At 63.1% G+C, this 21,834-nt stretch carries 19 protein-coding genes and 1 tRNA gene; 4 read left to right on the top strand and 16 right to left on the bottom strand.

Features of this window, described 5'->3' with window-relative positions; translation table 11 throughout:
• Positions 1-110: 110 nt before the first annotated feature.
• The 7 genes from IG178_RS03565 to IG178_RS03535 form a co-directional block, all read right to left on the bottom strand.
• On the bottom strand, positions 111-608 hold the full coding sequence (locus IG178_RS03565; protein WP_193211131.1) for a hypothetical protein: 498 nt from the start codon (positions 606-608) through the stop codon (positions 111-113).
• A 194-nt stretch (positions 609-802) separates the two neighbouring features.
• The gene (locus IG178_RS03560; RefSeq protein WP_193211130.1) at positions 803-1,231 is read right to left on the bottom strand and encodes a hypothetical protein; all 429 of its coding nucleotides are present in this window, start codon (positions 1,229-1,231) and stop codon (positions 803-805) included.
• A gap of 2 nt (positions 1,232-1,233) precedes the next feature.
• The gene (locus IG178_RS03555) at positions 1,234-3,342 is read right to left on the bottom strand and encodes an AAA family ATPase (RefSeq protein WP_193211129.1); all 2,109 of its coding nucleotides are present in this window, start codon (positions 3,340-3,342) and stop codon (positions 1,234-1,236) included.
• Between the two features lie 915 nt (positions 3,343-4,257).
• Positions 4,258-4,342 (bottom strand) — tRNA-Leu (locus IG178_RS03550).
• A 167-nt stretch (positions 4,343-4,509) separates the two neighbouring features.
• The gene (locus tag IG178_RS03545) at positions 4,510-5,637 is read right to left on the bottom strand and encodes a sensor histidine kinase (protein WP_484518682.1); all 1,128 of its coding nucleotides are present in this window, start codon (positions 5,635-5,637) and stop codon (positions 4,510-4,512) included.
• A 172-nt stretch (positions 5,638-5,809) separates the two neighbouring features.
• Positions 5,810-6,307 (bottom strand): 50S ribosomal protein L17, encoded by a 498-nt coding sequence (gene rplQ / locus IG178_RS03540; RefSeq protein ID WP_193211127.1) that lies wholly within the window; start codon positions 6,305-6,307, stop codon positions 5,810-5,812.
• 21 nt (positions 6,308-6,328) lie between these two features.
• Complete coding sequence (locus tag IG178_RS03535; protein ID WP_193211126.1) at positions 6,329-7,411, bottom strand: DNA-directed RNA polymerase subunit alpha; 1,083 nt, start codon at positions 7,409-7,411, stop codon at positions 6,329-6,331.
• Positions 7,412-7,693: 282 nt separating this feature from the next.
• On the opposite strand from IG178_RS03535, the gene IG178_RS03530 reads away from it, so the two are divergent.
• Positions 7,694-7,954: a hypothetical protein gene (locus IG178_RS03530; RefSeq protein ID WP_193211125.1), complete on the top strand. Its 261-nt coding sequence runs from the start codon at positions 7,694-7,696 to the stop codon at positions 7,952-7,954.
• 49 nt (positions 7,955-8,003) lie between these two features.
• On the top strand, positions 8,004-9,422 hold the full coding sequence (locus tag IG178_RS03525; protein WP_193211124.1) for a cryptochrome/photolyase family protein: 1,419 nt from the start codon (positions 8,004-8,006) through the stop codon (positions 9,420-9,422).
• Between the two features lie 6 nt (positions 9,423-9,428).
• Here IG178_RS03525 and IG178_RS03520 read toward each other — a convergent pair whose 3' ends face one another.
• From IG178_RS03520 to IG178_RS03500, 5 genes are read right to left on the bottom strand one after another with little or no spacing between them, the layout of a single operon-like run.
• Entirely contained in the window at positions 9,429-10,364 is a 936-nt protein-coding gene (locus IG178_RS03520; RefSeq protein ID WP_193211123.1) for a S1C family serine protease, read from the bottom strand.
• 58 nt (positions 10,365-10,422) lie between these two features.
• On the bottom strand, positions 10,423-11,415 hold the full coding sequence (locus tag IG178_RS03515) for a S1C family serine protease (protein WP_193211122.1): 993 nt from the start codon (positions 11,413-11,415) through the stop codon (positions 10,423-10,425).
• Between the two features lie 20 nt (positions 11,416-11,435).
• Positions 11,436-12,074 carry a methyltransferase domain-containing protein gene (locus IG178_RS03510; RefSeq protein ID WP_193211121.1) on the bottom strand — a complete coding sequence of 213 codons (639 nt, stop codon included), beginning with the start codon at positions 12,072-12,074 and terminating at the stop codon, positions 11,436-11,438.
• 4 nt (positions 12,075-12,078) lie between these two features.
• Positions 12,079-13,080 carry a hypothetical protein gene (locus IG178_RS03505; RefSeq protein ID WP_193211120.1) on the bottom strand — a complete coding sequence of 334 codons (1,002 nt, stop codon included), beginning with the start codon at positions 13,078-13,080 and terminating at the stop codon, positions 12,079-12,081.
• Positions 13,077-13,652 carry a hypothetical protein gene (locus IG178_RS03500; RefSeq protein ID WP_193211119.1) on the bottom strand — a complete coding sequence of 192 codons (576 nt, stop codon included), beginning with the start codon at positions 13,650-13,652 and terminating at the stop codon, positions 13,077-13,079. The genes IG178_RS03505 and IG178_RS03500 overlap by 4 nt, the downstream gene beginning before the upstream one ends.
• A gap of 241 nt (positions 13,653-13,893) precedes the next feature.
• Here IG178_RS03500 and mqo point away from each other — a divergent pair, with 241 nt between their 5' ends.
• Positions 13,894-15,390 carry a malate dehydrogenase (quinone) gene (gene mqo, locus IG178_RS03495; RefSeq protein WP_193211118.1) on the top strand — a complete coding sequence of 499 codons (1,497 nt, stop codon included), beginning with the start codon at positions 13,894-13,896 and terminating at the stop codon, positions 15,388-15,390.
• Between the two features lie 108 nt (positions 15,391-15,498).
• Positions 15,499-16,032: a CREC-EF hand family protein gene (locus tag IG178_RS03490; RefSeq protein ID WP_193211117.1), complete on the top strand. Its 534-nt coding sequence runs from the start codon at positions 15,499-15,501 to the stop codon at positions 16,030-16,032.
• Positions 16,033-16,046: 14 nt separating this feature from the next.
• Here IG178_RS03490 and IG178_RS03485 read toward each other — a convergent pair whose 3' ends face one another.
• From IG178_RS03485 to IG178_RS03470, 4 genes are all read right to left on the bottom strand, one after another.
• The gene (locus IG178_RS03485) at positions 16,047-17,459 is read right to left on the bottom strand and encodes a DUF1501 domain-containing protein (RefSeq protein WP_193211116.1); all 1,413 of its coding nucleotides are present in this window, start codon (positions 17,457-17,459) and stop codon (positions 16,047-16,049) included.
• Between the two features lie 4 nt (positions 17,460-17,463).
• Positions 17,464-20,235: a DUF1549 and DUF1553 domain-containing protein gene (locus IG178_RS03480; RefSeq protein WP_193211115.1), complete on the bottom strand. Its 2,772-nt coding sequence runs from the start codon at positions 20,233-20,235 to the stop codon at positions 17,464-17,466.
• Positions 20,236-20,315: 80 nt separating this feature from the next.
• Positions 20,316-21,266 (bottom strand): hypothetical protein, encoded by a 951-nt coding sequence (locus IG178_RS03475; RefSeq protein ID WP_193211114.1) that lies wholly within the window; start codon positions 21,264-21,266, stop codon positions 20,316-20,318.
• Positions 21,263-21,805 carry a sigma-70 family RNA polymerase sigma factor gene (locus IG178_RS03470; RefSeq protein ID WP_193211113.1) on the bottom strand — a complete coding sequence of 181 codons (543 nt, stop codon included), beginning with the start codon at positions 21,803-21,805 and terminating at the stop codon, positions 21,263-21,265. Before IG178_RS03470 ends, IG178_RS03475 begins: the two co-directional genes overlap by 4 nt.
• Positions 21,806-21,834: the final 29 nt, after the last annotated feature.

Below are 21,834 nucleotides of genomic sequence, written 5' to 3'. Positions count from 1 at the left end.
CTTGACCATCGCGGAGAGCGAGTATTCTCCCCGTTGACCATAAATCGGAAGGTTGTAATCCCGGGTGTCGTCCTCGGTGTTCGATACTGGAAGCAGCGGTGTCATGGTAACTAGCCTAATCTGATGGTGAATTGGGGATTGAAGAGACGCGAGTAGATCTCTTCGTAGAGTTCTTCGTGTCCGGTTGGTGCGACTTCGTCTTCCTCGAGACAACCCTCCGCCTCTTCGTCGGGCTCGTTTTTCAAGTCAGCCAGCTCGGATTCCCGGTCCAATCCGATCAGAGGATTGGGTAGCAGAAGGAGAAGTGTGCGATCGAGATCAACGCTCGCCTGATTCAATCGTTCGCGAAGTGTGCTACCCTCCTTGAGATGGGTGCCAATCCGTTGGCGAAGGTCGATCGCCTTGCCGATGTAGAGCGGGGCCTGCAATAGCACCGCAAGATTCAGGGTGCTGATCAGACCCTGGCGGAAGGCAGGATCTTCAACCGCGGTCCTGAGACTGTCGCGCTTCCCATCGCTGAACCACGACTTCGAGCGAATCGTCACGTCGTAGTAGGGTTTGATCGCTCCCGATCTCTCGATGAATTTCGGAGCGTCGATGTCACGCATCAGATGCGTGAACAAGCTCTCGGGGTCATCCGGGTAATCGAAAGCCCTATACCACGAATAGACTCCTGGAAGATCAGAGGGAATCCGGTCCAACAACGACTGCGATCCTCCCGGGAACGCCCCCAGCCTGAACAAGAGGGATCCGGGAGGGTCTTTCAGTTCGACTACGGCATTTTTCCCGATCATGGGCCGTATTAATGCGCGCAGGCCTTCGCCTGCTCTTCACCCAGAAACTGCACGAATGACGCCGGCCCGCCGGCTGAAGCCAGGACCTGGGCAAGGACCTTGCAACCGGCGTCGGCGAGATTCTCGATGAGCTTGCACACGTATTCCTCATCCAGAGGATCCTCCCCCTCCATCTCGTCGGCGCATCCCAGCGCCAGCAGTTGCAACTGGGAATACAGATGCTGAGACCGGAAGATGCCGAGGTCGATGGGTTCAGGTTTTTTGAGGAATGCCTTCGCTTCCCTGGCTCCGCGACCGACGACGTGATGGCCATATCCAGCCGCCATCGTCAAAAGGCTGGCGTAGTTGGGAAACAGGACCTCTTCGTAGGGAGAATCCGCCGTCTGGCAGAAGGGCAGGAGGTCGAGCGCGGAATTGGGAATACGGATTCTCGCCATGATCAGATCTGGGAGTAGGAGGTGAAGGGAGTTTCCTTGCCCGGGAGTTTCACGAGGAGGTCGTGCTTCTTGCCTCTGAACACAAACCGGTAGGCATCCGGCTCTTTGATTGCTGATGACGTATGAAGCGTCACGGCGTAGGCCATGGTCACATGATCCTCGAGGGCCTCGCGAATCGTGTCGTGCCAGTTTTGTTTGGCGACCAGCACGATCATCTGCCGCGCCTTGCCAGGTAGGAATTCGGCAATCACGCGCATGTAGTTAGGATCGACTGAGGTAAACGGTGAATCGAGAACGAAGGATTGAGGACCCAACAGATTCCCGCCCAGGCCTGCCGCTCTCACTGTCTGGTTTATCTCGCGACGCAGCTCCGAAAGTGCGATCACGAAGGCGAGCTCGAGGACCTGTTTCTCACCCCCGCCGGGGTTCGCTTCGACCGTTCCGCGGGAGGTCCGGATTACGGGGAGAAAGGTACGGGAACTGATTGACGCGGTGTTTCCGCTGGTGACCGCGTTGTCAAACAGTTGGGAGAGGTGGCGCTTGAGCACCGAGGCCACGCTTGCTTCAAAGCGGTCCTTTCCTTCTCGGATCGCGTCCAAGAGATTCTGAGCTTTGCCCAGCTCCTCATTGAGTTTCGGAACCTTGCCACCGCGACGCCCTCCGCCGATCGACGACAGCTGGTTCCGATACGCCTTGATCGCCTGCTCTTGCTTGGTTGCCGTGTGCTCCAGCTCCTTCTTTTTGTCCCGGATATTCTCGAGTTTCGACGAGAGGATCCGCCGATCTTTCAGGAGCGACTCAAAGTCCGTCAATTCGCCGTCGTCTGGCGGATGAAGCTCGTCCAACTGACGAGCGGTTTCGCTCGCACGTCGGCGTGCCGATCCCTCTACCTCGCGCAGCCGCCGGATCTCGTCCGAATGCCCAACGAGACGCTGCCGAAATGGCGCACCATTGGCGGGATCAAGCTGCCTCGAGAGTTCGAGCAAGTCCGAATTCGTCTGCGTCGCAAGAGCACCTTTCAAGTACTCCCTCAGGGAGAGAATTGCGGCGTCGTCATGGGGGCGACCACAAACACAAGCCTCTTGCTTGATCAGTCGTTCGATGAATGGTTTCGAGACCTCTGCCGGAAGCAGATTCTTCTTCCTCAGGCCTTCAAGTCGGATGTCTGCAGTGTCGAAAAGGGCCTGGAGGAACGGCAACCCTCCTAGCTTGGCCACCCGGTCCCGGTAGCCTCTCGCAGCACTATCGGCCTCCCTCTCTGCGGTGGCTTTCGAGTTCTCCAGCTTCCGGATTGCAGAGAGAGTGTCTTTGGCCTTGGCCGCGGCCGCTGCAAGCTCATCGGTCCGGGCTTCCAGTGCAGCAAGTTTGTCCGATCCTTCACTTAGCAGGTTCTCACACTTTCGTAGGTCTTCCTTCGACTTCTTCAGACCGTTCTGAACCGTTTCGAGCTGGGATTGGATCTGTTGGTATTCCCGGTTCGCACCCACCTCGGTCGCTATTTCACTTTCAATTTTTTTGGCGAGCTTCTCAGCCAACCGCTCTGAGTCATCCCAACGCTGGAGCTGTATTACCTTCTGAAGGGATTCACGAAGACCGTCGGCACCTCCATGCGCCATTTTGCCACCTGCGGGCTCTCCATGAAAATAGAACCAGCTGAAAAGGTCCTCTGGCACCGCCCGAGTGATCTTGCTCTGAATAAAGCCATCGTCCTTGTAGTACTTCTCGCCTCGGTTGTCGCTCTTCTTGCAATGCAATGCCGGGCCTTCGACCACCCAGCGCCCCCTGTCATCAATTCTCCTCACGGTCAGACTCCGACGGACAGTAATCGGGTCGTCGTCGTTTATCCGGATCCGGGCCTCGACCCATGCGCTTACATTGTCGCCGATCGAGGCTCCGTCGCGGGTCCGGTCGTTTACGAGCTCCCATGGGTTCCCCGCGGGGAGTTCTCCGTACAACAAGAACTTGAGCGCCCGAATAATCGTGGTTTTACCGGTGTTGTTCGGCGCCAAGATAACGACGAAAGCTGCATGCTTTTTCGGGTCAGGAAACTGGATCTCGAAATCCCCGGCATAGCGTTGAAAATTGTGGAGGCAAAGTCGGTCGAAGAGCACGGCGTGGGAGGACGTTTGGAGTGGAATCTCAGAGCGCGGCGCGCAACTTCTCGAGTCTTTGCCGCTCCGAGAGGTCCTCACCGCCCTCACCATTCAAATGGAGGCACTTGATGAGGAGATCTCGAGTCAACTTATCGAGACTCTGAAGGAACGCAGCGAGGTCATTATCCGGCAGCTCGGAAGCGGGATTTTGCAGGGGGGGCATGAGGGGAATTTTGAGTATGGCAATTCTTGGCTCCGGCACTACGAGATCGCATCGCGATCAATTTTACTTTCGATACTAACAGAGCGGAAAACCACAGCTCGGGCCAAGCCGAAATTTTTTCACTCGTTATTTCCCAGCTGTTTAATGACACCCCTGGGACATTGGCGGGGTGATCGCCCCTGCTTTCTTCACAAAATCGGATCCGATGGCACCAGCCCTCGATCTCAAATTCTCATCAATGGCGAAGGGTGCAATTCTCTACTTAGCGGCCTTCTAAGGCAACTCGCGATTGGAACCACCAGTCTCCTGGGGAAGATTCGGTCGCAACGCCACACCCACCACCGTTGGAACCGAGTCGAGACATCGAGTTGTCCAAGCGAGCGCTAACACCTTATCAAAAAGTCAGGCACTCAGGACCACCCTCGCCGGCCTCGACTCAAATGTGCAGTAACCAGCGAGGCAGCCCATCCGCAGCAACAAGCATTTCAGATGGAGCGAATCCCAACCAGAGCCTGGTCAAGCACTTAATTACACTCTGGACCATCGCTGCAGAACTCGACTGAACAAATGCTTCCAAGAATCCCCACCCGCCAATTCCTCAGAACGACGCTGAGGCCTTGAAAATGAACAAATCGGATTTTAAGGGCAGTATACGGGATGAGGGCTCCCACCCCCCAAAAACAAAAATTCGCTAAAACACTGATAATGAGTGCCACCGGCCGGACTCGAACCGGCACGCAGGTTGCCCTGCAACGGATTTTAAGTCCGCGGCGTCTACCATTCCGCCACGGTGGCATTTCTCGGGGACTTCTCGGTGCGCCACGAATGATGGCGTCCTTCAAGCGGCCCGGCGGGAGGATGCCCTATCAGCGGCGTGAGTCTAGCTCCTTGCAATTCATCCGGAGCATCGGAAGCCACTGGCAACGATCGAAGCCCTGCGCTTGCGACACCGATCCTTGGAATCAATCCCCCTTCTTTGCCGGGAATCTGAGCTCGAAGGTAGCCCCGCCACCCGGATTGGAAATCACCCCGATCGTGCCGCCGTGCTCCTCCATGATCCGGCGGCAGAAAGAAAGACCAAGCCCGCTCCCCCCCACGGAGGCCACGTTGCCGCCACGGGTCTTCGACTCGAAGATGCGCAGCCGGTCTTCCTCGGCGACTCCCCGGCCGTTGTCCGAAACGGAGATCCGTTCCTGCAAGCCGTCGGCGTGCGCCGTGATACGGATCTCCGGAGCAGCCTGGGAACGGTATTTCAAGGCATTCTCCACCAAATTGGTGAAGAGCTGGACCAAGAGCGTCCGGTTGCCCGAAATCGAAGGCAAGTGCCCCACCGCGAGATTCGCATGATTGGCCTCGATCGATCTCGCCAGGTTCTTCCGGACAGCCTCGACCACGGCCTCGAGATCGACCACCTCGAACTTCCGGCTTTCCCGCCGCGACAGCGAGTCGGCATGCAACTCCTTCACCAGCTCATCCATCCGGCGCAGCGACTCGAGCACCAACACGAGCTGCGCGCGCGCTGCCTCCTCCTTGCCGGCATCCAGCGACTCCCCGACCATTTCCGCCGCGAACAAGGCGCCGCCCATCGGGTTGCGCAGGTCATGGGTGACGATGCCGGTGAACTCCTCGAGGTCGCGATTGCTCCTCCTCAGCTCCTCCTCGACCTCGCGGTTCCGGGCGAGCTGTTCCTCCAGCTTGCAATTCACTTTCCGCAAGCCGGGCAGCTCCAGGGCCTGGGGGAACACCCGTAAAAGCGCGATCACGGTGGCCCAGGAGACCACGGCGGTCACCACCTTCATCAGCGCGGCGAACCGGTAGACCGGCTGGTAAAAAATGACCGCCTCGATCAGGTGGGTCGTCCCGCAGCTCAGGATGAAGGCTGCGAATAGCCAGAAAAGCCGGGGAAACGCCAGCTCGGAGCGCTTGATCCACCAATAACCGGCAAGTGCCAGCGGGATCATGGAGTAGGCGCCGAAAATCGAAACGTCCGAAACAATGTGCGTCCATCCGTGGACTTCACTCCAATTCCCGCAATGCCAGCGGGCCGGGAAGTCAGACGTATCGAACAATCGGGAAATGAAGGCGAGCATCGACGGCCCCTTCGGGCGCAGCACTTTCCAGATCGCCCGCCAAGCTGGCAAGTTCCGACTTCGCCCCCTCCTCCCATCGGGACCGGGCGAGCCCTGCCACCCCGCCGCAGAAAAAAAAACACCCGCCGGACGAACCAGCGGGTGTTTTGGGAATTCGTTTTGACGGAGTGGATTACTCGGCGTCGGCCTTTGCCTTCTTGGCGGCTTTTTTGGCAGCCTTCTTCGCCGGCTTCGGCTCTTCCGCCACCGGCTCTTCGGCGACGACAGGCTCTTCCGCCACCGCTTCCTCGGCGTCGACCACTTCGGCCTCGGCCGGCTGGTCAACCCACTCGATGATGGCCATCGGAGCGGCGTCGGTCATGCGGGGTCCGAGCTTGGTGATCCGGCAGTAGCCACCCGGGCGATCGGCGGAAAGCGGCGCGACGACGTCGAACAGCTTCTTGGCGGTCTCCTTCTGGCGAAGGAAGGCCACGGCCTGACGGCGGGCGTGCAGGTCGCCGCGCTTGCCGAGGGTGATCATTTTCTCGGCGACCGGGCGCAGGGCCTTGGCTTTCGCGAGCGTGGTGCGGATGCGGCCGTGCTCGATCAGGCTGCAGGCGAGGTTTGCAAGCAGCGAACGCCGGTGGGCGGCGGTGCGCTGGAGCTTGGTGGTGTTGCGTCGATGTCTCATCGGGTGCGGTCCCTTTCTTAATTAGTCGTCGAGGTTCTGGGCGATCAGGTCGGCAAGGCCCACCGGAGCGTCGTCTTCCACCCCGAGGCGCGGGCCGCGGACGGCCGGCACCGGGCCGGAGAGGAGCGAAGCGTCGAGGGACATTCCGAGGCCGAGGCCGAGTTCGGAAAGCTTGTCCTTGATCTCGTTGAGCGACTTCTTGCCGAAGTTGCGGTATTTGAGCATTTCCGCCTCCGACTTCATGGCCAGCTGGCCGACGGAGGTGATGTTGGCGTTGTTGAGGCAGTTGGCGGCACGGACCGACAGCTCGATCTCGTTGACGCTCATGTTGAGAAGCTTCTTGAGGGCGGCGTTTTCCTCGTTGGACTCGGTCGGAGCCTCTTCGAAGTCGACGGCGTTCTCGTCGTAGTTGACGAACACGTCGAGATGGTGGCGGAGGATCGCCGAGGCCTGGAGGAGCGCGTCCTGCGGGCTGATGCGACCGTCGGTCCAGATGTCGAGCACCAGCTTGTCGTAGTCGGTCATCTGGCCGACACGGGTGGTGTCGACGGCGTATTTGACGCGGGTCACGGGCGAGAAGATCGAGTCGATGGCGATCACGCCGATCGGCTGGTCCTTGCGCTTGTTCTCGTCACCGGTCGAGAAACCGCGGCCGACGCGGACTTCGAACTCGCAGTCGAACTTCACCTTCTTGTCGAGGTGGCAGATGACCTGGTCCTTGTTGACCACGTCGTAAATATTGTCGCCCTGGATGTCACCGGCGGTGACCACGCCGTCTTTCTCGACCTTGATGGTGAGGATGCGGGGCTCCTTGTCGTGGTGGAGGAACTTGACCTTCTTGAGGTTCAGGACGATGTCGGTGACATCTTCAACCACGCCCGGGAGGCTGGAAAACTCGTGCTGCACACCGGCGATCCGGACGGAAGTGATGGCGGCACCTTCGAGGGAGCCGAGCAGCACGCGACGGAGCGAGTTGCCGAGGGTATGCCCGTAGCCGCGCTCGAAAGGCTCGGCGGTGAACTGGGCATAGGTGTCGGTGGCGGTGTCCTCGTGCTTGACGAGGCGGTTCGGGAGCTCGAATCGAGCGAGTTTGGTGGCTGACATGGGATGCGTTGGTTGCCGGGTTACCCTCCTGCGAGCGCGGAGCATTGCCTTGGGCAATGGCACCTGGAGGACCGACGGCGGCTTTGCGGAGCTCGCGGGGCGGGGACTTAAGGAGAACGCCCCCGGCTTGGCAACAAATTTTTCAGCCCCGGAAAACACCGCAAATCCACGTAGGTGAAGCGCTCCGCGAGGTCTCTAACATTTCCCAATCAAAAATGAAGTGGTCATACAGGGGAATCCGTGGCAGGCTTATACATGAATGCTCTCGAACATGCCCCCCAAATGAAGTCGAAGCGCAATCTGACACGATTCACTTACGAGAACACGGCTTTCCAAGGCTGGAGGCTGTGTTTGAGCCGCGGAGGAGTAACGTTCACCAAGTATTTCTCCGACAAGCAGTACGGCGGCGGCCGCAAGGCCTTGGAAGCCGCGGAGGAAACCCTCGAAGAGCTCAAAGCGCTTTTGGAAGGTTCCAGGCGAGTAAACGGAAGACTCAGCAATGTCACCGTGAAGAAGGCGGAGAAATTGCTGGGAAGCTCCTGATGACGTCAGATCGCTTGCACGGGACGGCAGTCCGGCTTTGTTAGCCGGCATGGCTCGCTCGTATCGTGTCGCCCTTCACTGGTTTCGCCGGGATTTCCGGGTTTCGGACAATACCGCCCTGCATCATGCGGCAAAGCGCTCCGAATCGGTGGTTCCGGCGTATATCCTGAGCGACTGGCATGGTCACCACGCTTGGACGGGACGTAAACGGCAGGCATTTCTCTGCCAGTGCCTGAAGTCGCTCGCGGCGAACTTGGAAACCCTCAGCGGCCGGCTTATCCTGCGAAGCGGCCGCGCCGAGGAGGAACTTGAGCGACTGGTCAAGGAAGCCGGTGCCGAGGCGATTTTCTTCAACCGCGATCCTGATCCCTTCGGACGGGAGGTCGAAGAGCGGCTTGACCGGATCTGCCGCGACCTGGGTATCGACTGCGTAGGCTTCCACGATGTCACCCTTCATCATCCGGACGAGGTCCTGACCCAGGACGGGTCGCCCTACCGGGTTTACACGCCCTACAGCAGGAATTGGCTGGGCCGGGAGAAGCCTGAACCCCTCCCCAAGCCCCGGACGCTGAACACAGCGCCGGACATCGCCTCCCTCGATCTCCCCGGAAATTCACATTGGGGCCTCCCGGCGGCGCCCGAGGGAATCATCGAGGGCGGAGAACGGGCAGCGCTCGATCGCTTGAAGCAGGCACTCGATGGCCGGATCCAGAACTACGAGGCCACCCGCGACACACCCTCGATCGACGGCACTTCGCGGCTGTCCCAGGACCTGCGATTCGGCCTGCTATCCCCCCGGACGATTTATGCAAGAACCCAGAAGGCCCAAGCCGCCGGGAAGGCGGCGAGTTCAGGCATTGAGAAGTTCATCAAGGAACTCGCCTGGCGAGAGTTCTACATGGCCATCCTGTGGCACTTCCCCCACGTCCTTGAGGAAGAATTCAACGCGGACTGGCGGGGGCTGTGGTGGCAGGAACCGGACGAAAAGTTCGAGGCCTGGAAAGAGGGCCGGACTGGATTTCCCATTGTCGACGCCGGGATCCGCAAACTCCTCGCCACCGGCCACATGCACAACCGGCTGCGGATGATCGTGGCGATGTTCCTCACCAAGGACCTCCACATCGACTGGCGGCTCGGCGAGCAGTTCTTCATGCAACATCTCGTGGACGGGGAAATCGCGTCCAACAACGGCGGTTGGCAGTGGAGTGCCGGCACCGGAGCGGATGCCGCCCCCTACTTCCGGATCCAGAATCCCTGGTCGCAGGCGAAACGCCATGATCCCGAAGGAATCTACATCAAGCGGTGGCTCCCGGAGCTGAAGGACGTGCCCGCGGACCGATTGCTCGAGCCACCGTCAAACGGCACCCCGATCGCCGCGGGCTACCCGGCACCGTGCGTGGACCACCACCAGGAACGGGACCGGACCTTGGCAATCTTCAAGAAACACCGCGAAAGCCTGGGCCGCTGAAGCAGATCACTTGGTGACCTGGGTGATCAAGCGGTCCGTGAGGCTCTGGAGATCCCCCGCCGGAATGGCGAATGTCTCGCAGCGGTTCGCTCGCGCGATATTCATCCCCAGGCAGCGGCCGTCGAGATCGAGCAAAGGCCCACCCATCCCGGCGTTGTTCGCGATGATGTCGTGCTGGATCACGCGCGGGAACCCGCTGCGTCGCCCGGAAAAGCGCCCGCTCATTTGATCGTTTCGCGACTGTTCCTCTCCGAACAAATCGACGCGCCCGGCCAAGCGGACCTCAAGCTCCAGCTTCTCGTCACCGCGCTTCAGGCTGATGTGCACCATTTCTCCCACCCGGTGTTTGTCGATCACTTCACCCAGGGCCTGGCGATTCGTCACCTCCACCCCGTCGGCGGCCAAAATGATATCGCCGGGCTCGATTCCCGCTTCTTTCGCGCCGCTGGATTCGTGTGTTTCGGAAACCCGGAGCTGCTCGTCCGATTCTTCCAGCGTCACACCGAGAACCGCGCCACCCGCGGGGGCGATCTCCCTCGCGGTAGCGGAAATAATCCCGACCTGTGGCCGACGACGGGTCCGGCTGGTCGCCCCGTTGGCGACGACCCAGGTGCCCCGTTCCGGATCGGGGGAATCCAGCGCGAGATTCACCGGCACCAGTGCTTCGGCCTGGATCTTCAAAAGCGCGACGTCCCAAGCGGGATCAATCCCTAGCACGACGGGATCCTTGTAGGTCCGCTCCGCGACGATGACGGAGAGGTCGGCGGCGTCTTCAATCTCACTTGCCTTGGTGACGATGAATCCATCGGCCGACATCACGGTACCGTAGGCGATCTCCTTGCGACCGGACTTGATCACGGCACTGCTGGCCTGCAAGACCTCGCGAACCGGCTCGAAGCACGCCTTCACCGCCGGTCCGTTGGTGCGGTACGTTGATTCCAAGGTTTGAGAGCCGGGCGCAAGACCGGCAATCATCCCAAATGCGACGACGGTCGATATTCTAGCGTTCACCAAGTCGAAGGGTGAGGGTTTCCTGTTTTCCCTTGCGGAGCAGTTCGAGGGCCACCCGGTCGTCGGGTGCCTTCTCCTTGAGAAGTTCCTGCAGTTGCTCCTTTGTCTCCAATTCCACTCCGTCAAACTTGAGCAAAATATCCCCGGGCTTGAGGCCGGCTTTCTCGGCGGGAGATTCGCGGCCGACCTTCTCGATACTGAGTCCACCTTCCTCGCGGGCCTCGGTGCCGATTCCCAGGAAACCTTTCCCCTTCTCGGGCTTCTTCGCGAAGGGACCTTCGCCGATGAACTCCCCTTTCAACATCCCGTCCCAATTCTTGGTGAAGGCCCGCATCGGCACGTGCAGGTTCTCCTGCAAGCTCCGGTCCACCCGGGAATGAATGCCGATCAGCTTCCCGTTCAGGTCGAACAAGGGTCCGCCGGAGTCGCCGCCGATCAACGAACAGTCGGATTGCACCGTCTCGTCCTTGACCTGAACCAGCCGGCCGAGCCGGACCACCACGCCCCGTTCCTTGTCGAAGCCCCCGGAATGTCCCAGGGCGTATACCCAGTCCCCGAGCTGGATGGTGTCGTCGCGGTCCACTTCGACAAACGGCCACGTCCCTTCCTCGGTGATCCGCGCCATCGCGCAGTCGCAGCTCGCCACCAACCCCAGGGATTCGGCTTTCACCTTCCTGCCATCCTCGAAAATCACGGTGAACTCCTTGCCCACCCCGCCCGTGACGTGGGCGGCCGTCAGGATCAGGCCATCGGGCGACACCACGACCCCGCTCCCGGACCCCTCACCCAGATCGATGCACACCGTCGCCCGGCGGCTGGCCGGCAACGCTTCGGACAGGTGCTTTTGGATCACCTCTAGGTCGTGGCGGCTGTCCGGCGCCTTCTTGTCATTGATGTAAGGACGACTTGAATCCGCTTGGACCGGCAAGAGCAGCAAGCTTGAAAAAACGCCGAACAAGGCGGCAATGGAGGAATCCCTCATCCGTGTGAGCACTGGTCATTCTAGGCAGACGGAACCGGATCCGCAACTCCCGGATTCGGTAGCTCCCGCCTCGCGAAGACCGTCAGCCATTCCCGCCCTTCGCGCCCGGGATACGAACGCGCGGGCACCTGTTCTTTCCGCAGCTCGAACCACGGCTCGAACAACCCGGTAATCTCCGCCCGCGTCGCCCCGAACGGCGGCCCCTGTTCGTCTTCCCCGGGATCCCACGGCGTCAGGAAAAAGACCCCCGCCAAAACGCCCCCGGCGGGCAGCAGATCCGCCAACACCTGCGCATAGGCCGGCCGCAAACCGGGATCGATCGCGCAAAAACACGTATGCTCCCAAACCGCATCAAACTCCCGGTCGCCGCGCCAAACGCCGTCGAACAAGTCGCCGCACAGATAATCCTCATCACCCGCGCGAGCACAGCAACGCGCCCGGGCGATTGCCGTCGGCGACAGGTCCAGCCCGGTCGCCCCGATGCCCCGCCGGGCCAGCTCCCTCACATCGTTGCCGCTTCCGCAGCCGGGAACCAACACCCGCCGGGCCCGGTACAAGGCGCACCCGGGGTCATCCAGGAGTTCCTCCAAGGGCGGCGCGGCACGACCCTTCTCCCACGGGGTCTCGCTCCGCTGCCAGCGTTCCTCCCAATTCGTCATCGGCTCAGAGTCCGAGGTAGTCCGGCACCTCATTCCTCTGCGAGGATGGAGACTGGGTCGTGCTTCCGAAAGAAATCACCGCTCCGATGCCAGCCGCATGGGAGCCCCCCAAGCGCGGGGATACCTCGAACACCGGAAACTCGTAGCGCATGCGCCGTCGGGCAATGACGACCCCGGCAACCACGATCAGAATCGCCCCCGCCATGATTCCCGCCGGCGGGCCGTAGCGCAAAGCCCACTCCTTGGCTTGGGCAACCACCGGGGACACCTCCTTCGGGGCAGGGCTGGACTTCGCCCTCACCGCCACCGGGACCACCGGAGCCTCCCCTACCAATCCCGCCGCCCGTTCCATCCAGTAGATCCGTATCGACAGCTGCACGCAGAAAGCCTCCAGCTGGGCATACGCGTCGGGCTTCTCAAGTGCCTCCTCCACCGAGCTGCTCAAGGCCCGCCGCTGCTCTGCGGCCGATACCATGCCGCCCAAACCCGGGCTTACCTGGATCTCGGTCTTCTGCGGGGCCCCGAGGTAGTAGTAGGCGACCACGGCCGGTTTGCCGCTGGAAAAGAAGCGCTCGACGACCTCTTCTTCGCGCACTTCCGACGGAATTTCCTGATGGCCGTCAAAGAGATACACGTAGAGATCGATCTCCGAGTCCCCGCTATGATACTTCAGGAACTCCTCGCGTTCGCGGGTCTCCTTGGTGCCCAGCAATTGCTGGGGATCGACCAGGAACGCCGCCGGACGCTCCCCGAAATACGCTTCGAGAAATTTCTCCGCGACCCGGGGCGAGGACTGCTCCGCTTCCGCGATCTCCTCGTCCGTCGGCCCCGGCACCTCGGGAGACACCGGCAAGGCTTCCGCGGCATCCCCGTCGAGCAACACCTGCCCGGGAATCAGCTCCCCCTTGGCCAGGGCCTTCCGGTCTTCAGCGCTCCAGGACGGCATCGGCGGCTCCGCAGCAGCCAGCGCAAGCCCGGAGGTCAGGATCCATACCAGAGCCTTCACTCCACCACCTCCTTGGGGCTTGGCGATGCCTGGCGGTGTCCTTCGCGAATCCGGCGCGCGATCTCACCCGACTTCACCGGCGGGGCGACCTTGCGCTCGAAGCGTTCGGGATCCCGGCGCGCTTGCTGGGCCCGCCGGCGGAGAATCTTCTCGAGCTGTGCCAACAGGCGGATCGTCCCCTCCGCGAAGCGACCCTCCAGCCAATAGGCGTGCGCCCGGCTCAAACAGAGGAAGGTGTCCTCTTCCTTCAGGAACGGATCGAGCAAATACCCCCAGCTCAGCGACGCGGACTTCGACTCGGCGTCGATCACCAGCAGGATCCCGCCCTCGTTCGGCCGCTCCACCGGGACATCTTCGAAGGCCGCCCGGTTCAGCAGCCAGAAGCCGAACTGCCGCAAGTTGCCTCCTCCCTGGCCGGATCCGGTGTAAACGGCGAAAAACAACTGCGGGAACTTCCGGCAAAACCGGTCCAGCGCCGCCAGCACGCTGACCCGCTCGCGGCTGCGCATCAGCCCGGCCATGTCCGCCAGGCGGCGCAACGAGACGTTCTCCGTGCCGTGGCGAGCGTCCATGTCCGCCATCCCGAATCCGCAATGCGGGCACAAGCCAGCCCCACGGTGGATCACTTGCACGCAGCGGGGGCACTTCATGGACCCCGGAAACCTACGAAGTCCGCCGTAGTTCGTCAAAACGAATTATTCACGAATCCTAAGCATGTTCACGACCCGGTGCGAATCTGGCACGGCGACTGCCGCGCGTTCCTTGCTTCCCATGGTTGACAAATCCGCCGGCCCGGCCCCCTCTCCCGCCCCCATGTCCTTCGAACGCGTTGCCACCTTCGCCGAGCCCGACATTGTCCTCATCGGCGGCGGGATCATGAGCGCCACCCTCGGCCTGCTGCTCCACCAGCTCGACCCCACCCTCGAGATCCAGATCGTGGAGGCCCTCGCCGACGTCGCCCGCGAAAGCTCCAACCCCTGGAACAACGCCGGCACCGGCCACGCCGCGCTCTGTGAGCTGAACTACACCAAGGAAAACCCCGACGGCTCCATCGACATCTCCAAGGCCCTCGAAATCAACGAGGCCTTCGAGCTCTCCAAGCAGTTCTGGGCCTATCTGGTGAAGACCGGCATCCTGCCCGACCCCGCCTCCTTCATCACCGCCGTGCCGCACATGAGCTTCGTCCACGGCAGCGCCAACCGCGCGTTCCTGAAGCGCCGCCACGACACCATGTCACGGCACCACTTCTTTTCGGACATGGTGTTCAGCGACGATCCCGAGAGCATCCGCCGGTGGTCGCCGCTCCTGCTCGAAGGCCGGCCGGCTTCCGAGCCGATCGCGGTCACCTACGCCGCCGGCGGCACCGATGTGAACTTCGGCGCACTGACCCAAGCGTTGGTCGATCACCTCGAATCGCAGCCGAACATCAAGCTCGCGACCCAGCACCAGGTCCGCGACATCAAGCGCAGCAAGGACGGCCGCTGGCACCTGACGGTCCGCAACCTGGCGAAAAATATCAACCGCTCGGTCAAGGCGCCCTTCGTGTTCGTCGGGGCCGGCGGCGCTTCGCTGCCCCTGCTGCAGAAGTCGGGCATCCCCGAAGGAAAAGGCTTCGGCGGTTTCCCGGTCAGCGGCCAGTTCCTGGTCTGCGACAATCCCGATCTCGCCGGCCGCCACCGGGCGAAGGTCTACGGCAAGGCCGCGGTGGGCGCGCCGCCAATGTCGGTCCCCCACCTCGACACCCGCATCATCGACGGCAAGCGCTCGCTCCTGTTCGGTCCATTCGCCGGCTTCTCACCGAAGTTCCTCAAGTCCGGCTCCCTCTTCGACCTCCCCGGTTCGGTCCGGCTCAACAACCTCGTGCCCCTGCTCGCGGTCGGGAAAGACAACCTGGACCTGACCCGCTACCTGATCGAGCAGGTCATGCAATCGCCGCAGGACCGGCTCGACGCGCTGCGCGAGTTCTTCCCCGACGCCTCGCTCGACGACTGGCACCTGTCGACCGCCGGCCAACGCGTGCAAATCATCAAGCAGGACCCGGAAAAGGGCGGAGTGCTCCAGTTCGGCACCGAGATCGTCGCCGCCGCCGACGGCTCCCTCGCGGCGCTCCTCGGTGCCTCCCCGGGTGCATCGACGGCCGTCGATGTCATGGTGGAGATCATCGAGAAGTGCTTCCCCGAACGGCTTGCCGGCTGGAAGAATCAGCTCAAGGCCATGCTTCCGTCCTACGGCCACAAGCTCGCCGACGATGCCGATCTGTATCGCGCCATCCGCGGCGAAGCCGACGCCACCCTCGGCCTGGTGTCCTGACCGGGAAGAGGGAGAGCATTGGATTTTACGCCAACCTTACAATTCCCGGGCGGATCGACATCAGATCCACACATTCCTGGTGTTTCGTGGCATCGTCACTGAAGCGCCATGAAAGCAACCCCATTCATTCCAATCATTCTCGCCGGATCCTGGATCAGCGCCGCGGCGCAAATGCCACCCGGCCCGCCACCGGATCCGGTCGCCATGACGATCGACAAGGATCACGACGGAGAAGTGTCTTCGCGCGAAATCAAGAACGCCTCCAAGACACTCCTGAAACTCGACAAGAACCGCGACGGCACGGTCAGCGCCGAAGAACTCAAGCCGGAGCCTCCCGACAGCGGACGGCGCCAGCGCCGCAACCGCGACAGCGAAGGCGACACTCCGCCGCCACCGCGTCCATCGTCGCTGCTCACCGCCCTCGATACCGATGGCAACGGCGAGCTTTCGAAGGAAGAAATCGCAGCCGCACCGGAGTCGCTGGCCACCCTCGACGAGGACGACGACGGCGAGCTGAGCTCCGAGGAAGCCGGCCTGCCCGGCGAAGGCGACGGTCAACGCGGCGGCGGAGGCCCCGGCGGTGGAGGTCCTCCGGGAGGCGGCGGTCCCAATGGCCCTCCTCCGGGCGGCCCGCGCCGATGAACCGCGGCGGGACGTCAGGCTATGACGTCCTGCACCACTTTCCCGTGGACGTCCGTCAGACGGAAATCGCGGCCGGAATAGTGGTAGGTCAAACGCTCGTGATCAAAGCCGAGCAAATGCAGCATCGTCGCGTGAAGGTCGTGCACATGGACCGGGTTCTCGACCGCCTTGTAGCCGAACTCGTCGGTCGCACCATGGACATGGCCGCCTTTCACGCCGCCGCCCGCCATCCACACCGTGAAGCCGTAATGGTTGTGATCCCGGCCCTTCATCACGCCCTTGTTCGATCCAGCCTGGGGTAGTTCCACCGCCGGCGTCCGGCCGAATTCACCGCCCCACAGGACCAAGGTCTCGTCGAGCAGGCCGCGCATTTTCAGATCCGAAAGGAAGGCACCGATTCCCTGGTCGCACTCGCCGGCAAGCCGCCGGTGGTCCTCGATGTCATCGTGGCTGTCCCACGGCTGACCGTTGCCGTGCCAGAGCTGGATGAAGCGGACACCGCGCTCCAGCAAGCGGCGCGCCATCAGGCACTGGCGGGCGAAAGGGCCCGGCCCGTACATATCGCGGACGTGCTGGGGCTCCTTCATGACGTCGAAGGCATCGGTCGCCTCGCTCTGCATCCGGTAGGCCAACTCGAAACTGCGGATCCGCGCCTCGAGCTGCGGGTCATGGCCATGCGACTCGAGGTGGCGCTCGTTCAGCTTGCGGAGGAAATCCAGCTGCCGGGCCTGGCGGCTGTCCCGGGAGAGCGGGTTGCGCAGGTTCTCGATCATCTTGTCGACCTCGCCGATCGAGCTGTCGAGGTAGGTCCCTTGGAAGGAGCCGGGCAAGAAGGCCGAACGCCAGTTCTCGGCCCGTTTGATCGGCATGCCGCCGGGGCACAGCGAAACATAGGCCGGCAGGTTCTCGTTCTCACTGCCGAGACCGTAGCTGATCCACGACCCCATCGACGGCCGCGACAGCCGCCCGTCGCCGCAGTTCATCAGCATCAGCGACGGCTCGTGGTTCGGGACGTCCGCGGTCATGGAACGAATCACGCACAGGTCATCGGCATGGCGGGCGGTGTGCTGGAACAGCTCGCTGACCTCGAGCCCGGACTCACCGTAGCGCTTGAATTCGAACGGAGTCCGCAGCGCAGCACCGGTCGGGCGCTCGGTCTTCAGCCCGTCCAGCGGCATGGTTTTGCCATGGAACTCCTGCAGCTTCGGCTTGCGGTCGAAGGTGTCCACCTGCGACGGCCCGCCGTTCATGAACAGGTGCACCACCCGCTTCGCCTTCGGGGCGAAGTGCGGCTGCGGGGTCATGCCCGAGGCTTGCCCGCCGAGCAGACCGCCCAGCGCCATGCCGCCGAAACCCATCCCGCAGCGCTGCAGGAAGTCGCGGCGGTCGAGGACGATGTCCCGGGCAGTGAGCTTGTGATGCGACATGGAATCAGTCGATGAAGTGGAATTCGTTCGATGCGAGCAGCATCTGGATCAGGTCGGCCCACGGGTCCGGCGCCGCGGCGGCGGCAGGGGGATCGTTCGAGATCGGGAATTGTGAGGCGAAATCTCCCAGCTCCACCAGGCCGGCCGAGTCGTTTTCCCGACCCTGGACTTTCACGGTCCAAGCCACGCCGCCACAAGCGTCGCCTTGCGGCGCCCGGATCACCAGATCGAGGGCGTCACCGGCCTCGACGGTCACCCAGCTGCCTTCCATTTCAGCGCTCGCCTCCGCGGGTAGTTGCCCCTCGGACTGGACCATTCCCTTGCCGTCGATCCGCCAGGCCAAGGTGTCGCCGCCTTTCTGGGTCCGTCGCAAGCTGCCGCTCATCTTCACCTGCCCCGCGCCGGCGGCACGCCAGCGCAAGACCATCACGTGGTGAGCCGAGGCATGCCCGCCGTTCGGGCCCGCATTCAGCCAGCGCACCGGTGCCGTCGCCGGATCCGGACCGGTCTTCCACACGCCGTCCGCAAAAATCGGGAAGGCTTCGAGGGAATCGGTCGGAGCACCGCCGTCCGGCGCGTGACGGACTTCCCAGTAGCCCCCCAAGGGCGGTGCATAGTCGGCCGGTGCCGCACTGCCGATCCAATCCAGGGCCAGCAGCACCTCGTCGTCCGACGGCACGCGGCGGAACAACTTCTGATAGATCAGGTGAACCCTCGCCCGGTCGTCCGGCAGGTCGCGGAACGCCGGATCCGCCGCCAGCTTCGCCGCCTGGCGCAGCACCATCGGGCCGTTCAGGAAATAGAGCGCCTGCTGCGGCACCGTGGTGTCCACGCGCTTCGGGCTGTGATGGTCGGGATGGGGCAGATCGAAGGAAACAAAGGTGCCCGGCAGGGCATAGCGATCGACAAAGGCATACACGCTGCGCCGCGCATCGGCAGCGGGATCCTCCAGCCGGACCGAACGCCCGCCGGTGCTCCCGATGTCAAGCGAGCCCCCCGCCGCCAGCACCCGGTCGCGCATCGACTCGAAATCCAGCCGCCGCCGGTTCCACTTCCAGAACCGGGTGTTGGCCTCGTCGATCCGGTCGTTTTCCGCCGCCCCCTCGGCACCACGCCGGAACGACTGCGAGGTCAGGATGCGGCGTTGCAGCTGCTTGAGCGACCATCCGCTTTCCTCGAACTCCACCGCGAGGGTATCGAGCAAGGACAGCAAGGGAGGAACCGGCGTCTGCGGCCCGAAATCCCCGGGTTCCGCCAGCGGTGCGCCGAAATGCCAGGCCCACACCCGGTTGACGATGACCCGTGCGGTCAGCGGGTTGGACGGATCCGCGATCTTTTCCGCGAGGGACAACCGCGGGCTCTTGCCTTCAGCGAAAGGCCCGCCGCCGAGAAACCCGAGCCAGTGGCGCTCGAACGGCTCCCCGCGGTTCGCCGGGTTGCCCCGTTTGAAGACAACGGCCTTCGACCATTCCGGGCGGTCGCCGAGGGACATCGCCCGCGGCGGCGAGCCGGGGTGCTCGGCCATCAACTTGCTCATCGCCCCGACCCGCTGGCGTCGTTGATTGCCATCCTCGACGTCCATGAACTGGCTGATGCGGTCCACGCCGTAGCTGAGCGGACAGCCGCCGTTGGCGGACAGCCCGGCGAGTTCACTTCCCTCCCCCGCGCCCAGCCATTCCCCGGCGAGGGCCTCGCAGAGCGCCTTCCTCGCACCGTCGTCCGCGGCGGCATCCATTCCCTCGGCCCACAGCTTCAGGCGCGGGGATGCGCCTTCGCTCCAGGCATGTTCATTGAGAAAGTCGCGCCAGCGCAGCAGGGCGTTCGGCCGCAGGCGGCCGCGCTTGAACCCTTCACTGGTGGCCTTGCCATGGTTCCAGTCCTCCTTCTTCGCCCTCCACGCCAACTCGAGGTAGTTCGGCAGCGCCTCTTTCGAGCGGACATGGTCGACCAGTTGCTGGCGGACGGCGCGGTCGGCGTCCTCGAGCTTGCCGACCTCGACCTGATAGGCTTGGAACGCCGCCTCGTCCGCCGGCTTGCCGATCACCGGCTTTTCCTCCGGCTCGTCGGTGTTCTCGAAGATGGAATAGAGCGAGTAGTAGTCCTCGGTGGAAATCGGGTCGGTCTTGTGATCGTGGCAGCGGGCACAGGCGACGGTGCTCGACAGGAACCCGCGGGTCACCACATCGACGCGGTCGTCGATCGTTTCCACTCCGCCGCCGCGCAGGCCGACCGTCAAAAAGCCCAGTGCAGCGAGATCCGGGTGGTCCGGCCGGTCCACCAGGTGATCGGCCGCGACCTGGAGTTTCACGAAGCTATCGTAGGGAAGATCCTCGTTGAAGGCGCGGATCAGCCAGTCGCGGTAGGTGTAGGCGAACGGATAGCGGTTGTCCTGATCGAAATTGTAGCCGCGGGTGTCGGCGTAGCGGGCCACGTCCATCCAATGGCGGGCCCAGCGCTCGCCGTAGGCGGGGCTCGCCAGCAACTCATCGATCAGGGCCGCCCAGGTCGCCTCGTCGGGGTTCGACTCGATGCGCCGCAACTGCCCGTCCGTCGGCGGCAGGCCGGTCAACGTGTACGCGGCCCTCGCCAGCCACTGCCGCGGCTCGGCCAGCGGCGCGGGCACGAGCTTGTCCTGTTCCCAGGTGGCCGTCAGGAGGGCGTCCACCGGATGAGCCCCCTCCGGCACCCCGGCCTTCACCGGCGGTACATAGGCCCAGTGCGGTTCTTCGGCGGAAACCGCGGAAAACAGGCAGGCCAGGGCGAGAAAGGGACGCATGCGTTCGACAGGCGGGACGGGATTGAACACGACATTCTTTCACCGCCGGGAGGTTTCGCCAGCAATGATCCGCGCGCCGCTCACTCCGGCAAGCCGCTGGCCGAACGAAGCTCCAGGAGCGCAACGGGGAAGCTCGCGCCCTCCGAAGCCCCGATCCGCACCTGGTCGAATTTCAAGCCGGGCAGCAACTTCGAGGCCGCGAGGGGCGCTCCTTCGGCCGTGCTTCCTTGATAGAGCCCCACGGTGCCGTCCCGCCGGTCGTAGCTCAAGGACATCGTCTGCGCCCCCTGGACGGGAGGCGTCGAAATGATCGGGGGCAGCCTGCGTTTGACATCCAGTGACCAGGTCCCGCCGTTGCCGTAACTGTCGCCGAAGAAGCAGATTTCATAGCCGTCCTGGTAAAGGCTGACGCCGGCCCACCCTGGGGAGTGGAAGGGCGGCCCGGCCGGAGCGGCCGTCGTCACCGTGACTAACAGCACCGGGAACTCCGCCGACAAGCCGTCGGCGGGCAGCGTGAAATAGGCCTCGTAGTTGCTCCCGTCGAGATGATCCCCGGTCAATTCCGGAGCACCCCGCTCCAAGCGCCAATGGCTCTCGCCCGTCCCAGGCTGCCGGCCGGCAAGCGGCGGTCCGGAGTCAAATCGATCGCGCAACAGCACCCGCTCCTCGATGATCCCGGAGGATGGGGCCGCGGGCGCAACGGGGGACTCAGGATTTCCCGCGAACACCTCCTCGTTCCCGTGCGGTGCGCCGAGCCACTTCCAAGCTGCGAATATCAGTCCCGTCAGGCAGAGCACCGCGACCAGCAAAGGCAGCCGCCGTGACCTTGCCGCGAGATCCCGGGGTTCGCCGCCGATCATCCGCCGGCCATCGAACTCCTCGGCCAGGGAATGATGCAGCATCGCCTGCTCCCGATAGAGAGCCAACAAGCCGGGCTCGGCGCGCAGCCGGTCCTGGAGCTTGCGGAATCCAGCCTCGTCGAGCGTCCCCTCGAAGGCTTCCGCCACCAGTTGCTGGTCGGATAACTTCATGGCAAGGGGAGTCCCTGGTCCTGGAATCGCCGTTCCACGCAGGTCCTCAAGGTCCGCCGGAGATTGAAAAGGGTGGCCTTGAGGGTGCCCGTACTGCGCTTGATCGATGCCGCGTATTCGCTGAGCGGGGCACCGCTGGCATAGCGGTGTTCCAGCAGCGCCCGATCCTTCGGCCGCAGGCGCTCGAGACACTGACGCAAGGCCTGATGGCGCGCCTCCAGTTCGTCGGGATCGGCCTCCAGTGCCGGCGAAATCCGCTCGACCAGATCGTCGTCAAAGACCAGCCACCCTTTCGAGGCGAGCCGGCGCCGGTGGTTCATCAGGTGATAGCGGACGACCTGGAACGACCAGGCCTTGAAGCTGGAGCCGGGCTCGAACTGGGCCCGCTTCTGCCACAGGATCACATTGACCTCCTGCAGCAGGTCCCGGGCTCCCGACGACCCGGGCATCAGGGAGCGGATGAAGGCGAGCATGGCGGTCTGGTGATTGGTCAACTCGGTGACGAACCCCTCCTCGCCCGGGTCTTTGGCGGACTCCATGGAGTTCAATACACAGGATGTCGCCGGCC

This window comes from Neoluteolibacter marinus, from assembly GCF_014904755.1.
GTDB classification, from domain to species: domain Bacteria; phylum Verrucomicrobiota; class Verrucomicrobiia; order Verrucomicrobiales; family Akkermansiaceae; genus Haloferula; species Haloferula marina.
The sequence above is the reverse complement of the archived record's forward strand: the minus strand, read 5'-3'. Positions and strand labels throughout refer to the sequence as shown.

Excerpts from the sequence above, each read along its gene's own strand:
- IG178_RS03525 (WP_193211124.1), top strand. The coding sequence starts at position 8,004 with ATGGCTCGCTCGTATCGTGTCGCCCTTCACTGGTTTCGCCGGGATTTC.
- mqo (WP_193211118.1), top strand. The coding sequence starts at position 13,894 with ATGTCCTTCGAACGCGTTGCCACCTTCGCCGAGCCCGACATTGTCCTC.
- IG178_RS03535 (WP_193211126.1), bottom strand. The coding sequence starts at position 7,411 with ATGTCAGCCACCAAACTCGCTCGATTCGAGCTCCCGAACCGCCTCGTC.
- IG178_RS03545 (WP_484518682.1), bottom strand. The coding sequence starts at position 5,637 with ATGCTCGCCTTCATTTCCCGATTGTTCGATACGTCTGACTTCCCGGCC.
- IG178_RS03485 (WP_193211116.1), bottom strand. The coding sequence starts at position 17,459 with ATGTCGCATCACAAGCTCACTGCCCGGGACATCGTCCTCGACCGCCGC.
- IG178_RS03565 (WP_193211131.1), bottom strand. The coding sequence starts at position 608 with ATGCGTGACATCGACGCTCCGAAATTCATCGAGAGATCGGGAGCGATC.
- IG178_RS03560 (WP_193211130.1), bottom strand. The coding sequence starts at position 1,231 with ATGGCGAGAATCCGTATTCCCAATTCCGCGCTCGACCTCCTGCCCTTC.
- IG178_RS03475 (WP_193211114.1), bottom strand. The coding sequence starts at position 21,266 with ATGAAGTTATCCGACCAGCAACTGGTGGCGGAAGCCTTCGAGGGGACG.
- IG178_RS03510 (WP_193211121.1), bottom strand. The coding sequence starts at position 12,074 with ATGACGAATTGGGAGGAACGCTGGCAGCGGAGCGAGACCCCGTGGGAG.
- IG178_RS03530 (WP_193211125.1), top strand. The coding sequence starts at position 7,694 with ATGAAGTCGAAGCGCAATCTGACACGATTCACTTACGAGAACACGGCT.
- IG178_RS03480 (WP_193211115.1), bottom strand. The coding sequence starts at position 20,235 with ATGCGTCCCTTTCTCGCCCTGGCCTGCCTGTTTTCCGCGGTTTCCGCC.
- IG178_RS03470 (WP_193211113.1), bottom strand. The coding sequence starts at position 21,805 with ATGGAGTCCGCCAAAGACCCGGGCGAGGAGGGGTTCGTCACCGAGTTG.
- IG178_RS03490 (WP_193211117.1), top strand. The coding sequence starts at position 15,499 with ATGAAAGCAACCCCATTCATTCCAATCATTCTCGCCGGATCCTGGATC.
- rplQ (WP_193211127.1), bottom strand. The coding sequence starts at position 6,307 with ATGAGACATCGACGCAACACCACCAAGCTCCAGCGCACCGCCGCCCAC.
- IG178_RS03515 (WP_193211122.1), bottom strand. The coding sequence starts at position 11,415 with ATGAGGGATTCCTCCATTGCCGCCTTGTTCGGCGTTTTTTCAAGCTTG.
- IG178_RS03500 (WP_193211119.1), bottom strand. The coding sequence starts at position 13,652 with ATGGACGCTCGCCACGGCACGGAGAACGTCTCGTTGCGCCGCCTGGCG.